A 14,268-nucleotide genomic window follows, 5' to 3' on the forward strand; every position below is an offset into this window, starting at 1 on the left:
GAACCCTGGGGCCGCTAGACTTGATCTGCCCGTCAACGCATAAAAGGAGAACCATGAGCTTCGAATCGGTAGACCCAGGAGAAGGCCACTCCATCGCGGCCTGGACCGCCGTCACCATCATGCTCCTCGCCGTCGCGATCGGCACCGTCGCCTTCTTCCTCGTGATCCCGTGGCTCGTGTGGGCGTCCGTCGGACTGCTCGTGGTCGGCCTGCTGGTCGGTTGGGTCCTCGCCAAGATCGGCTACGGCGTGGCCGACACCCAGTCCACCCACCAGGGCAACTAGTCGAGTGCTGTCTGACCTTCTAGCCGGGGCCGTCGCCGACGCCGAACAGCGCCGGGCGGTCCGTCCGTTCTCGATCGTGGAGGCAGCGGCCCTGTCGCAGACGCCCGCGATCGACGCCCTGTCGCTGCTCGCTCCCGCAGAGCGCGTCAAGATCATCGCGGAGGTCAAGCGCGCCAGCCCGTCCCGGGGCACTCTGGCGGAGATATCCGACCCGGCTGCCCTTGCCGTCTCCTACGAGTTCGGCGGGGCCAGCGCGATCAGCGTGCTCACCGAGGGCCGCAAGTTCCTCGGCTCCCTGGCCGATCTCGAGCAGGTGCGGTCCGCCGTCCGCATCCCCGTGCTGCGCAAGGACTTCATCGGCCTGCCGTACCAGGTCTTCGAGGCGCGGGCGGCAGGCGCCGACATGGTCCTGCTCATCGTCGCCGCACTCGATCAGGCCACTCTGGTCTCCCTGCACGACCTCGTGCGCCAGCTCGGCATGACCGCGCTGGTGGAGACTCACAGCGCCGACGAGGTCGATCGCGCCGTGTCCATCGGCGCCAGCCTCGTCGGGGTGAACGCCCGCGACCTGTCCACGTTCGAACTCGACCAGGACCTGTTCGGCCGGCTCGCCGACGGGATCCCCTCCGGCGTCGTCCGCGTCGCCGAATCGGCCGTCAAGACCGCCGTCGACGTCGCTCACTACCGCGCCGCCGGCGCCGACATCGTGCTCGTCGGCGAGGCCCTCGTCACGAACGATCCCATCCGCACCCTCTCCGAATTCCTGGCGGTATAAATGTCAACGTCCCTCAGAACAGAAGCAGGTCCGTACTTCGGCGACTTCGGCGGGAGGTTCGTGCCGGAATCACTCGTGGCAGCTCTCGACGAGCTGACGGACGAGTACGCGATCGCGCGGCAGGACCCGGCCTTCGCGGCCGAACTGATGGAACTGCACCGCAGCTACACCGGTCGCCCCTCGATCATCACCGAGGTGCCCCGGTTCGCCGCGCACGCCGGCGGCGCCCGCATCATCCTGAAGCGGGAAGACCTCAACCACACCGGTTCGCACAAGATCAACAATGTGCTCGGCCAAGCGCTGCTCACCAAGCGCATCGGCAAGTCCCGCGTCATCGCCGAGACCGGCGCCGGGCAGCACGGCGTGGCGGCCGCGACGGCCGCCGCCCTGTTCGGGCTCGACTGCGTCGTCTACATGGGCGAGGTCGACACGGAACGCCAGGCCCTGAACGTGGCTCGGATGCGCCTGCTCGGCGCCGAGGTCGTCCCGGTCAAGACCGGGTCCCGCACCCTGAAGGACGCCATCAACGACGCCATGCGTGACTGGGTCACCAACGTCGGGACCACCAATTACATGTTCGGAACCGTCGCCGGGCCGCATCCATTCCCCGCAATGGTGCGTGACTTCCAGAAGATCATCGGTGAGGAGGCCCGCCAGCAGGTGCTGGACCTCACCGGCCGCCTCCCCGACGCGGTCACCGCCTGCGTCGGTGGCGGGTCGAACGCAATGGGCATCTTCCACGCGTTCCTCGACGACCCGGAGGTGGCCCTGGTCGGCTACGAGGCCGGCGGCGACGGCGCGGAGACCCTGCGTCACGCGGCGACGATCACCAAGGGGCGCCCCGGCATCCTGCACGGCGCCCGCAGCTTCCTGCTGCAGGACGAAGACGGGCAGACCGTGGAGTCGCACTCGATCTCCGCGGGCCTGGACTACCCCGGGGTTGGCCCGGAGCACGCCTGGCTCGCCAGCATCGGCCGGGCCACCTACCTCCCGGTCACCGACGACGAGGCGATGAGCGCCCTCCGGCTGCTCAGTCGCACCGAGGGCATCATCCCCGCCATCGAGTCGGCGCACGCCCTCGCCGGCACCCTCGATCTCGGCAAGCAGCTCGGGCCGGACGCCACCATCCTGGTGAACCTCAGTGGGCGCGGCGACAAGGACATGGAAACCGCGGGTCGGTACTTCGACCTGCTCGACAAAGGCGCGGCACAGGTATGAGCACGGAAACAGGCACGCACCCCACGAGCGGAATGACGAGCACGGTCGAGGCGACCATCATTCGCCGCCGCTCCGAGGGAGGCGGCGCTCTGATCGGCTACCTGCCCGTCGGGTTCCCGACCCTGACCGAGAGCATCGACGCGGCCGTCGCGCTCGCGCACAGCGGCGTCGACATCATCGAGCTGGGCCTGCCGTATACCGACCCGGTGATGGACGGGCCCGTCATCCAGGCGGCGACCCAGCAAGCCTTGGCCAACGGCTTCCGGCTGCGCCACGGTTTCGAGGCCGTCGCGGCGATCACCGCGCAGGTGAACGTCCCCGTGCTGGTCATGACCTACTGGAACCCGATTCTGCAGTACGGCGCGGACCGATTCGCCGACGACCTGGTCGCTGCGGGCGGCGCCGGGCTGATCACGCCCGACCTCATCCCCGATGACGCCGCCGCCTGGATGGGCGCCAGCACGCGCACGGGGCTCGATCGCGTCTTCCTCGCCGCGCCGTCGTCGTCCGACGACCGCCTGCGCCAGGCAGTGGATGCCAGCCGCGGATTCGTCTACGCGGTCTCCACCATGGGGATCACGGGTGCCCGCGGCGACGTGGACTCCGCCGCGCGGGTGCTCGTCGACCGCCTCCGCTCCGTGGGCTCCACGAGCGCGTGCGTCGGACTCGGCATCTCCACACCGGAGCAGGTGCGGGAGATCCTCGCCTACGCCGACGGCGCCATCGTCGGTTCCGCCCTGGTCAAGGCCTTGGCCGACGGGGGAGTGCCCACCCTCGCCGCTCTTGCCCGTGACCTCGCAGCGGGCGCCCGGGATCTCCGCCCCGCCAGCTCGGCCCCCACTCGCTAAGGTAAGTTGACCGAGGCGGTCTCGGTCACTCCGGAGTGCCCGCGCCACGATGAAAGGTAGTTCCCAGGTGTCTTTTCTTCTGAGCATCCCGAGCCCGAACCCCGAATGGAGCTCGTTCACCCTCGGCCCGTTCACCATCCACGCCTATGCCCTGTGCATCCTGGCCGGGATCATCGCCGCCACCGTCATGACGAGCCGTCGGCTGACCTCGCGCGGCGGTGAGCCGGGCGTGGTGCTCGACATCATCCTCTGGGCCGTCCCCCTCGGCATCGTCGGCGCCCGTTTCTACCACGTGTTCACGCACCCCTCCGACTACTTTTTCGAGGGTGCCAACCCTCTGGAGGTGTTCGCGATCTGGAACGGCGGCAACGCCATCTTCGGAGCGCTTCTGGGTGGGGCCGTTGGCGCGTACATCGGCTGCCGCATGTCGGGCATCCGTTTCTGGGCCTTCGCCGACGCCCTGGCGCCGGGGATGCTGGTGGCGCAGGCCATGGGCCGCCTCGGCAACTGGTTCAACGAGGAGCTCTTCGGACTGCCGACCGATCTGCCCTGGGGCCTCGAGGTCTCTGCGGCGAACCCTGCCTTCCCGATCGGTCTTCCCCCCGAAACCCTGTTCCACCCCACCTTCCTCTACGAGATGATCTGGAACGTGGTCGGTGTCGTCCTGATCCTCGCGATCGAACGCACGGTCTCGCTCCGCTGGGGCAAGGCCTTCGGCGTCTACCTGATCTGGTACGGCCTCGGCCGCAGCGTCTTCGAGTCGATCCGGGTCGACCCGAGCGAAATCTTCTTCGGCCTCCGCACCAATGTGTGGGCCGCCTTCGCAGCCATCCTGTTGGGGATCATCCTGATCGCCGTGCAGAGCCGGCGGCACACGGGCCTGCCCGCCAGCGTGTATGTTCCCGGCCGTGAGTGGAAGGGCCCCGACGCTGAGGTAGAATCTGAGGAGTTTGATTCGGACCCCGAGGATCACGGTGATGAGGCCGCCGGTCCCGCCGGAGCAGACGACGTTGCAGCCACAAGCACCAGCAACTCGCGCCTCTAAGCTCAGGTTATCGTCAACCTGTTCCACGGCTTGTGACCCGGTATGACGGGCCGCCGCGCAAATGTCTACCTGAGCGGGCCAGCGTCGTCCCCACTTGCCAGTTACTTTCGTGAGGACGGTCCAATGCCGCAAACACCCCTCTTCTCGCGCTTCAGCGCAGTGCCGAAGCCGCAGGGCCTCTACAACCCGGCCGAGGAGCGCGACGCCTGTGGCCTCGCCATGGTCGCCACGCTTCGCGGCACCGCCGGGCACGACATCATCACCCTCGCCCTCGACGCGCTCCGAAACCTCGAGCACCGCGGCGCGGTCGGCTCGGATGCCGGCACCGGTGACGGGGCGGGAATCATCACCCAGGTTCCCGACGAATTCCTGCGGGAGGTAACCGACTTCGCCCTGCCCGAGGCGGGCCGTTACGCGGTCGGCAATGTGTTCCTGCCCGTCGATCCCACCAAGCGCAGCGGAATCAAGCGGCAGATCAACCGGATCGCCCTGGAAGAGGGGCTCGTCATCCTCGGCTGGCGCGAGGTTCCCGTGCGCCCCGACGAGGTCGGCAACCTGGCCCGCGCGGCCATGCCGGCCATCCAGCAGCTGTTCGTGCGGAGCACCCGCACGACGGACGCCGGAGACACTCTCGGCGACATCGCGCTCGACCGCCAGGCCCTCCGGTTGCGGAAGCGCGCCGAACGCGAGCTGGAGATCTACTTTGCGTCTCTGTCCTGCCGCACCGTGGTCTACAAGGGAATGGTGACGACGCTGCAGCTGGAGCCGTTCTACCCGGACCTGTCCGACCCGCGATTCGTCTCGAAGCTCGCGCTCGTGCACTCCCGCTACTCCACCAACACGTTCCCGTCCTGGCCGCTCGCGCAGCCGTTCCGGATGATCGCCCACAACGGCGAAATCAACACCGTGCAGGGCAACCGCAACTGGATGCAGGCGCGCCAGTCCCAGCTCGAAACGGAGCTGCTCGGTGACCTGGCGCCGCTGCTGCCGATCGTCACCCCCGGCGGCAGCGACTCGGCCTCCTTCGATGAGGTCGTCGAACTGCTCAGCCTGTCCGGGCGTTCGCTCCCGCACGCCGTGATGATGATGGTGCCGGAGGCCTGGGAGAACCAGGCCGACCTCGACGCCGAGCGCCGCGCGTTCTACGAGTACCACTCCATGCTGATGGAGCCGTGGGACGGCCCGGCCGCGATCGTGTTCACCGACGGGTCCCTCGTCGGCGCCACCCTCGACCGTAACGGGCTGCGTCCCGGCCGCTACCTCATCACCGACGACGGTCTCGTCGTGCTCGCCAGCGAGATCGGTGTACTCGACATCGACCCCAGCCGCGTGGTGCGCAAGGGCCGCCTGCGTCCCGGCAAGATGTTCCTTGTCGACACGGTCGCCGGCCGCCTGATCGAAGACGACGAGATCAAAGCCGACCTCGCGGCGAGTGAGCCGTGGGGAACCTGGCTGGACGCCGGGCGTATCAACCTCAAGGACCTGCCCGACCGGGAGCACATCGTGCACCCGCCGGCATCCGTCGTGCGGCGTCAGCGCACCTTCGGCTACACCGAGGAGGAGGTGCGGATCCTGCTCGCGCCGATGGCTCGCATCGGCGGGGAGCCGCTGGGCGCGATGGGCTCCGACACGCCCATCGCGGTGCTCAGCGACCGACCCCGGTTGCTGTTCGACTACTTCACGCAGCAGTTCGCCCAGGTGACGAACCCGCCGCTCGACTCCATCCGCGAGGAAGTCGTCACCTCCCTCAAGCTCGGGCTCGGCCCGGAACGCAACCTGTTGTCGGTGGGCCCCGAGCACGCCCGGCAGGTCGTGCTCGACTTCCCCGTGATCGACAACGACGAGCTCGCGAAGATCCAGCACATCGACCCCGCGCCGGGCAGCCGCACCACCACGACCATCCGCGGGCTCTACCGGTTCGAAGACGGGCCAGACGCGCTCGAGGCCCGCATCGCGGAGATGTGCGCCGAGGCCGACGCGGCCATCGACGACGGAGCGATGTTCCTCGTTCTGTCAGACCGGGACTCCAACAAGGACCTGGCCCCGATCCCGTCGCTGCTGATGATCGCCGCGGTGCACCACCATCTGATCCGCACGCAGAACCGGATGAAGGTCGGCATCGTGGTCGAGGCCGGCGATGTGCGAGAGGTGCACCACGTCGCGCTCCTGATCGGTTACGGCGCCTCCGCCGTCAACCCGTATCTCGCGATGGAAACCTGCGAAGACTTGGTGCGCAGCGGCTACATCACGAACGGCACGCCCGAACAGGCCGTGCGCAACGTGATCAAGGCCCTCGGCAAGGGCGTGCTCAAGATCATGTCCAAGATGGGCATCTCGACAGTCTCCTCCTACGCGGGCGCGCAGACCTTCGAGGCCGTGGGACTGAGCCAGGAATTCGTCGACCAGTACTTCACCGGCACCACCAGCAAGCTCGGCGGCATCGGCATCGAGGTCGTCGCGGCCGAGAACGAGGCCCGGCACCGGGCGGCGTACCCTGAGGACGCCGCGGTCACCGCGCACGAACGCCTCGCCACCGGCGGCGAGTACCAGTGGCGCCGCGACGGGTCTCCGCACCTGTTCAACCCGGACACCATCTTCCGGTTGCAGCACTCCACGCGCACACGCCGCTACGACATCTTCCGCGAATACACCAAGCTCGTCGACGACCAGGCGTCGAGCCTGATGACCCTGCGCGGCATGTTCACCTTCACCACCGGCAAGCGCCACGCCGTGCCGCTGGACGAGGTTGAGCCGGTCTCCGCCATCGTGAAGCGCTTCGCGACCGGCGCGATGAGCTACGGCTCGATCTCCGCCGAGGCGCACGAGACCCTCGCCATCGCGATGAACCGCCTCGGCGGCAAGTCCAACACCGGTGAGGGCGGCGAGGACCTCGACCGGTTGCTCGACCCGGAGCGTCGGAGCGCCGTCAAGCAGGTGGCGTCCGGCCGGTTCGGGGTCACCAGCATGTACCTCTCCCACGCCGACGACATCCAGATCAAGCTGGCGCAGGGTGCCAAACCCGGTGAGGGAGGCCAGCTGCCGCCCACGAAGGTCTACCCGTGGATTGCGCGCACCCGGCACGCCACCGCCGGCGTCGGCCTCATTTCGCCGCCCCCGCACCACGACATCTACTCGATCGAAGACCTCAAGCAGCTGATCTTCGACCTGAAGCGGGCGAACCCGGCTGCGCGCATCCACACCAAGCTGGTCAGCCAGTCCGGCATCGGCGCGGTCGCCGCCGGTGTGGCCAAGGCCCTGTCGGACGTCATCCTCATCTCCGGCCACGACGGCGGCACCGGGGCAAGCCCGCTCAACTCCCTCAAGCACGCGGGAACCCCCTGGGAACTCGGTCTCGCCGAGACCCAGCAGACCCTGATGCTCAACGGGATGCGCGACCGCGTCGTACTGCAGGTCGACGGCCAGTTGAAGACCGGCCGCGACGTCATCATCGGCGCGCTGCTCGGTGCAGAGGAGTTCGGTTTCGCCACCGCCCCGCTGATCGTGGAGGGCTGCGTCATGATGCGCGTCTGTCACCTGGACACCTGCCCCGTCGGGGTGGCCACCCAGAACCCGGAGCTGCGAAAACGCTTCACCGGCAAGGCCGAGCACGTCGTCAACTTTTTCGAGTTCATCGCCCAGGAGGTGCGCGAGTACCTCGCCGAGCTCGGTTTCCGTAGCCTCGACGAGGCGATCGGCCACCGCGAGGTGCTCGATGTGAACGGAGCGCTCACGCACTGGAAGGCCTCCGGCCTCGACCTGTCGCCCATCCTCATCGGTCCGGACTTCTCGGCGGGCGAGCCGCGCCAGTCCGGCCGGCCGCAGGAGCACGAGCTCGAGCTCCACTTCGACAACGAACTGATCCGGCAGAGCGCCGGCGTGCTCGAACACGGCGGGAAGATCTCGATCGCCCTGCCCATCCGCAACACCGAACGGGCCGTCGGCACCATGCTCGGCCACGAGGTCACCGTGCGCCACGGCGAGAACGGCCTGCCGTCCGGCTCCATCAACGTCACCCTCACCGGAAGTGCCGGGCAGTCCTTCGGCGCGTTCCTCCCAAGCGGCATCATCCTGCGGCTCGAGGGTGATTCCAACGACTACGTCGGAAAGGGGCTCTCCGGAGGCCAGATCACCGTGCGGCCCGACCGCGGCAGCCTGTTCCCGGCCGAGCAGAACGTGATCGCCGGCAACGTCATCGGGTACGGAGCGACCCAGGGCAGCATGTTCATCCGCGGCATCGTGGGCGAACGCTTCCTGGTGCGTAACTCGGGCGCCACCGCCGTCGTCGAGGGCGTCGGCGACCACGCCCTCGAGTACATGACCGGGGGACTGGCCGTCATCCTCGGCGAGACAGGCCGCAACCTGGGTGCCGGCATGTCCGGCGGAACCGCGTACGTCTACGGTCTCCGCACCGAGAACGTCAACAGTCAGGCCCTCGACTCCGGCGAGCTCACGCTCCTGCCACTCGGCGCCGCGGACCGTGAGATCGTGCGCGACCTGCTCGAACAGCACCACGATCAGACCGAGTCCGCCCTGGCGGCACGGCTACTGGCCGATTTCGAGACCACCATGTCCACTTTCGTCAAGGTGCTGCCGCGCGACTACGCGGCCGTCCTGGCAACCAGGCAGACCGCCGTCACCGAGGGCCTCGATCCCGATGGCGTCGTCGTCTGGAACCGCATTCTGGAGGTAACCAATGGCTGATCCGAAGGGATTCCTCAAGACCACCGAACGGGAGCTGCCCGCCCGCCGGCCCGTCTCCGTTCGTCTCATGGACTGGAAAGAGGTCTATGAGCAGGGCGACGCCACGCAGCTCAAACGCCAGGCCGGCCGCTGCATGGACTGCGGTGTCCCGTTCTGCCAGCAGGGCTGCCCACTCGGAAACATCATCCCGGAATGGAACGACCTCACCTGGCGCGACGAGGGCCGTCAGGCCATCGAACGGCTCCACGTGACGAACAACTTCCCGGAGTTCACCGGTCGTCTCTGCCCGGCGCCCTGCGAGTCGGCCTGCGTGCTCGGCATCAGCCAGCCGCCGGTGACCATCAAGCAGGTCGAGGTCTCCATCATCGATCAGGCGTTCGCCAACGGATGGGTGCAGCCCCAGCCGCCCGGACGCCTCACCGGCAAAACGGTCGCCGTCGTCGGCTCCGGCCCGGCCGGCCTCGCAGCCGCCCAACAGCTCACCCGGGCCGGCCACACGGTCGCGGTCTTCGAACGCGACGACCGCATCGGCGGGCTACTGCGTTACGGCATCCCGGACTTCAAGATGGAGAAGAAGCACCTCGAGACCCGTCTGGGCCAGATGACCGCCGAGGGCACCCGCTTCCGTGCGGGCGTCACCATCGGCGTCGACATCGCCTGGGACGACCTTCGGGCCCGCTATGACGCCGTGGTCGTCGCCACGGGGGCCCTGGTGCCCCGCGACCTGCCGATCCCCGGCCGCGACCTGCCGGGCGTGCACTTCGCCATGGAATACCTGGTGCAGCAGAACCGGGTCGGCGCCGGCGACACGGTCGACCAGCAGATCACCGCGGAGGGCAAGCACGTGGTCGTTCTCGGCGGCGGTGACACGGGTGCGGACTGTATCGGCACGGCGCACCGCCAGGGCGCAGCATCGGTCACCAACCTCGCCATCGGCCGCCAGCCGGGCACGGATCGACCGGAGCACCAGCCCTGGCCGCTGTCGCCGACACTGTTCGAGGTGTCGAGCGCCCACGAGGAGGGCGGCAACCGCGAGTACCTGGTGTCGACGGTGGAGTTCCTGGCCAACGAGTCCGGCGAGGTGCGCGCCATCCGAGTGGCTGAAACCGAATTCCTGGACGGACGCCGGGTGCCCAAGGCCGGCACGGAACGCGAGATCCCCGCGGACCTGGTTCTTCTGGCCATGGGTTTCACCGGTCCCGAATCGCGCGAGCTGACCGACCAGCTGCACGTACCGGTCGATGGGCGGAGTAATGTCGAACGTGACGAAAAATACCAGACCAGCCATGAGGGCGTGTTCGTAGCCGGTGATGCCGGCCGGGGCCAATCCCTCATCGTCTGGGCGATCGCCGAAGGTCGGGCTGCCGCGGCAGCCGTCGACACATTCCTCGAAGGCGAGACGCAACTGCCTGCACCGGTCACACCGACCGATCATGCCTTCGCAATCTGATTGGTCACTGATCCAGTGATTCGATTCCAAGAGATCCACCATCCCGTGGTCTCCCGCCCCACAACAGAACAGATGCGCCAAACAAGCGCGGAAATCGGAGATATTTCAGTATGAGACGCGCCAAAATCGTCGCCACCCTCGGGCCGGCAGCATCCAGCTACGATCAAATTCGTGCCCTTATCGATGCCGGTGTCGACGTCTGTCGGATGAACCTGAGCCACGGGGACTACCAGGTCCACGAGGGTGTTTACGCCAACGTACGGAAAGCGGCGAACGACTCCGGTCGTGCCGTCGCCGTGATGGTCGACCTGCAGGGACCGAAGATCCGTCTCGGCAAGTTCGAAGGCGGCCCTTACGAACTGGCCGTCGGCGACATCTTTAAGATCACCACGGAAGAGATCCTGGGCAACAAGGAGCTTTCCGGCACCACGTACAAGGGCTTGCCCCAGGACGTCAAGCCGGGTGACTTCCTGCTGATCGACGACGGCAAGGTCAAGGTCGAGGTGGTGGCCACGAACGACACCGTCGTCACGACCACGGTCGTCGTCGCCGGCCCCGTCTCGAACAACAAGGGCATCAACCTGCCGGGAGTCGCCGTCAACGTTCCTGCGCTGTCCGAGAAGGACGAAGCCGACCTGCGCTGGGGCCTCCGCCTCGGCACGGACCTGATCGCGCTGTCGTTCGTTCGCGACGCCGCCGACATCACCCGCGTTCACGAGATCATGGCCGAAGAAGGCCGCCGCGTTCCCGTGATCGCGAAGATCGAGAAGCCGCAGGCCGTCGAGAACCTCGAAGACATCGTCGACGCGTTCGACGCCATCATGGTCGCCCGTGGCGACCTGGGCGTCGAACTGCCGCTCGAGGCCGTCCCGATCGTCCAGAAGCACGCGGTCGAGATCGCCCGTCGCATGGCCAAGCCGGTCATCGTGGCGACGCAGATGCTCGAGTCCATGATCCACAGCCCGGTGCCGACACGTGCGGAGACGTCTGACGTCGCCAATGCCGTGCTCGACGGCGCGGATGCGGTCATGCTCAGTGGCGAGACCAGCGTCGGGGAATACCCCGTCGTGACGGTCCAAACGATGGCGCGCATCGTCGCCTCGACCGAGGACCACGGCCTGGAGCGCATCGCTCCGCTGACGAACAAACCCCGTACCCAGGGTGGTGCGATCACTCTCGCTGCCATCGAGGTTGCCGAGTTCGTCGAAGCGAAGTTCCTGTGTATCTTCACGGAGTCCGGTGACTCGGTCAGAAGGATGTCCCGTCTGCGGTCGAAGATCCCCATGCTGGCCTTCACCCCGGAGCCCGGAATCCGTCGTCGTCTGGCCCTCACCTGGGGAATCCAGACCTATCTGGTCGACCGCGTCACCCACACGGACGCCATGTTCGGACAGGTGGATGACATCCTGCTCGGCCAGGGTCTGGCCCAGCTCGGTGACAAGGTCGTCGTCATCAGCGGTTCCCCTCCCGGAATCGCGGGTTCCACGAACGACATCCGTGTGCACCGCGTCGGCGATGCCCACAATGAAGTTCACCCGGCCTACGCGAAGAGCTAGTAGCGCCACCACGACAGAGCCCCGCCACCCGGTTTCGGGTGGCGGGGCTCTGTCGTGTGCTGCTGCAAATCCCTGGCCTCTCGGGCACACGGACTCACCGCCTCCGGGCGGCACTCTGTTCCCCTACAGTGCCGCCCAGGAGGCTGTGCGCGTGCACACCCCGCGAACGGAGCGCGGCCAACGTCCGTGGCGTACACGGGTCCCCCGACCCGGTAGCCTAGACATGTCCAACCAAAGGCTAGGCTAGCACCTGATGGACATGTCTAATGTCACCGATCGGCCCTGCACGGGACGGCCATGCGGGGAGGGGAACCAAACGTGAACTACGAAGCACGTACGGAACGGGCGCGCAAGCTCGTGGCCGACCTCGACCTCCCGCGTCCGCTGACCGTCGAGCGACTGCACCAATACATGGAAGGGCTGCGAGGCAAGGCGATCGTGATTCGAGCGGCGAGTCCGCGCCTGATCGAATCCGGAGTCTGCGGGCTGTGGATCGAGGTCGCGGGCGAGAACTTCGAGCGCATCCACCATGCGCCGACGGACTCCGCCGTCCACCGGCAGCAGTTCATCAACCACGAGTTCGGCCACATGATCCTGCGGCACGAGAAGACACTGGTGTCGGCCGATCGCGTCGCGCTGCTCGCGCCGCTCATCCCGTTGGACTCGATCGCGTATGCGCTGTCGCGCAGCAACTTCACCGACGGGCAGGAAGCCCTCGCCGAGGCGATCGGGGACCGGCTGGCCCTGATCATGCTGCAGGACAACGCCGACGCGGCCCACGGCCCCCGCACCGGCTTCGGACGGGTGCTCTAGTTNATCCTGCTGACGGTGTCCGTCGCCCTTTGGTTTGCTGTCGCGTTCTGCGTGCCGACTTTCGTTCGGGGTCACCGTCGAACTTTGTTCTGGGTGCTCACGGCACTTGCGACGACCCTGACGCTGCAACCGGATTTCGTCTACTACCGAGTCGATCCTCTGCTGGGCGGCGTGCACGTCACGTACTTCGTTTTCCACGCGACCGCCATCGTGTCCGTGGCGCTCGTGAGCAACCTCGTCCAAGAGGCGATCTCGCCGCTTGGCATCACGTCCCGGCGGCGGCGGGCGACGGCAGCGGTGGCGGGTGCGATCATCCTCGTGCAGGCCCTGCTATTCTTCGGCGGCGACTGGCACCTGACGAGTGATATTCGGCAACCATTCCTCGCCCGAATCGACTATGCGCTCTACGCCGCCACGACTTGGCTGGCGATGGCCTACTACTCCGTCTCGGTGGCCTCGGCCTGCCTCCGTGACCGGCGCACCCAACGCCGCACCATCACTCGGATCGCCCTGGGCTTCGTCGTATTCGGATGCTTCTGGATCATGATCTACACCGCCGTCAGCCTGGCCAGCGCGGCTGCATCAGTCCTACTCGGGGGATTCGTCTTCCAGGGGTGGCTACTCGTCCTGTACCAGGCCGCCCTGCTTGCCGCGCCGATCAGCCTGGCCGTCGGACTGGGCCTGACGGCCGGGGCCGATGCGATCCAGGTCCTCCGGAAGACCGGCCGCGACCGCGTCCTGCTTTGGCGGATCACGCCGCTTTGGGGGCGACTGCTGGACGGGTCCCCGGAACTCAGCATCGAGCGCGACCTCTCGCACGCCGGGCTGCTCCTCGTACGGGATCCCGGTGCGCACCTCTACCGGCGTTACGTCGAGGTGCGGGATAGCCTGCTCCTCGATCCCGGCCAGTACCTGACGCAAGCCGAACGGATTCTGATCAACACCGCCGAGGACCACGTGCGGGCCGGGCCGGCCACAGTCCCGTTCAGCGCCCCCCTTGCCAGCTCAGAGACACCCGACAGGATCGCACACCGTGATTGACCCGCGAGTAGCCGCCGGAAGGTCCACCACCCCCGGCGAACTGATCAGCCCGCAGCGGGAGTTGGCACGCAAGCTCAACCTGCTGCTGGACGTGGTCGTCGCCGAGGGCAACACGCCGCACACCTACAGGCAGATCGCCGCCGGCCTCCAGGCGCGGGGCCTGTCGCTTTCCCGCGCGCGGTGGGCGTACATGATCACCGGGGACGGACCTCTCGTGACCGACGTGGACCTGCTCAAGGGCATCGGCGAGTTCTTCCGTATCCCACCCGAATACCTGCTGGGCTCGGACAGTGACCTCCCGGAACGCGTCGACTCCCAGCTGGCGTTCGTGAAGAGCCTGCGCGCCCAGCGCGTCGTGAACTTCGCGGCACGAGCGCTCGGAGATGTGTCCCCGGAGACGCTGCGCTCGATCACCGCGCTCCTGGAAGAAGACATGCAGAGTGGCACGGCCGCCCGGCCCGCTCAGGACCGACCAACCGACTGACTACCTGCCCGGAGCCGCGGGAGCGCCGAAACGTCCCGCCACCGAGGGCATGT

The 14,268-nt window shown here is 67.5% G+C and carries 11 protein-coding genes; all 11 read left to right on the forward strand.

The genetic code is table 11. From position 1 onward, the window contains the following. Nucleotides 1–53: 53 nt before the first annotated feature. On the forward strand, nt 54–284 hold the full coding sequence (locus E3T28_RS11410) for a DUF6704 family protein (RefSeq protein ID WP_134431137.1): 231 nt from the start codon (nt 54–56) through the stop codon (nt 282–284). A 4-nt stretch (nt 285–288) separates the two neighbouring features. Continuing rightward, complete coding sequence (gene trpC, locus E3T28_RS11415; protein ID WP_134431139.1) at nt 289–1,059, forward strand: indole-3-glycerol phosphate synthase TrpC; 771 nt, start codon at nt 289–291, stop codon at nt 1,057–1,059. Next, a complete protein-coding gene (trpB, locus tag E3T28_RS11420; RefSeq protein ID WP_134431142.1) occupies nt 1,060–2,277 on the forward strand; it encodes a tryptophan synthase subunit beta in 1,218 nt (405 codons plus the stop codon). 32 nt (nt 2,278–2,309) lie between these two features. After that, a complete protein-coding gene (gene trpA / locus E3T28_RS11425; RefSeq protein ID WP_134431254.1) occupies nt 2,310–3,125 on the forward strand; it encodes a tryptophan synthase subunit alpha in 816 nt (271 codons plus the stop codon). Between the two features lie 49 nt (nt 3,126–3,174). Beyond that, nucleotides 3,175–4,170 (forward strand): prolipoprotein diacylglyceryl transferase, encoded by a 996-nt coding sequence (gene lgt / locus E3T28_RS11430; RefSeq protein ID WP_134431145.1) that lies wholly within the window; start codon nt 3,175–3,177, stop codon nt 4,168–4,170. A gap of 123 nt (nt 4,171–4,293) precedes the next feature. After that, the gene (gltB, locus tag E3T28_RS11435; protein WP_134431148.1) at nt 4,294–8,871 is read left to right on the forward strand and encodes a glutamate synthase large subunit; all 4,578 of its coding nucleotides are present in this window, start codon (nt 4,294–4,296) and stop codon (nt 8,869–8,871) included. After that, a complete protein-coding gene (locus E3T28_RS11440) occupies nt 8,864–10,321 on the forward strand; it encodes a glutamate synthase subunit beta (protein ID WP_134431151.1) in 1,458 nt (485 codons plus the stop codon). Before gltB ends, E3T28_RS11440 begins: the two co-directional genes overlap by 8 nt. Nucleotides 10,322–10,431: 110 nt before the next feature. After that, nucleotides 10,432–11,877: a pyruvate kinase gene (gene pyk / locus E3T28_RS11445; protein ID WP_134431153.1), complete on the forward strand. Its 1,446-nt coding sequence runs from the start codon at nt 10,432–10,434 to the stop codon at nt 11,875–11,877. A 318-nt stretch (nt 11,878–12,195) separates the two neighbouring features. After that, complete coding sequence (locus tag E3T28_RS11450; RefSeq protein ID WP_134431156.1) at nt 12,196–12,690, forward strand: hypothetical protein; 495 nt, start codon at nt 12,196–12,198, stop codon at nt 12,688–12,690. A gap of 93 nt (nt 12,691–12,783) precedes the next feature. Continuing rightward, nucleotides 12,784–13,731 carry a DUF6545 domain-containing protein gene (locus E3T28_RS11455; RefSeq protein WP_134431159.1) on the forward strand — a complete coding sequence of 316 codons (948 nt, stop codon included), beginning with the start codon at nt 12,784–12,786 and terminating at the stop codon, nt 13,729–13,731. Beyond that, on the forward strand, nt 13,724–14,215 hold the full coding sequence (locus E3T28_RS11460; protein WP_241979300.1) for a hypothetical protein: 492 nt from the start codon (nt 13,724–13,726) through the stop codon (nt 14,213–14,215). Before E3T28_RS11455 ends, E3T28_RS11460 begins: the two co-directional genes overlap by 8 nt. Nucleotides 14,216–14,268: the final 53 nt, after the last annotated feature.

Origin of the sequence: Cryobacterium sinapicolor (assembly GCF_004403465.1) — a bacterium.
Lineage (GTDB): Bacteria > Actinomycetota > Actinomycetes > Actinomycetales > Microbacteriaceae > Cryobacterium > Cryobacterium sinapicolor.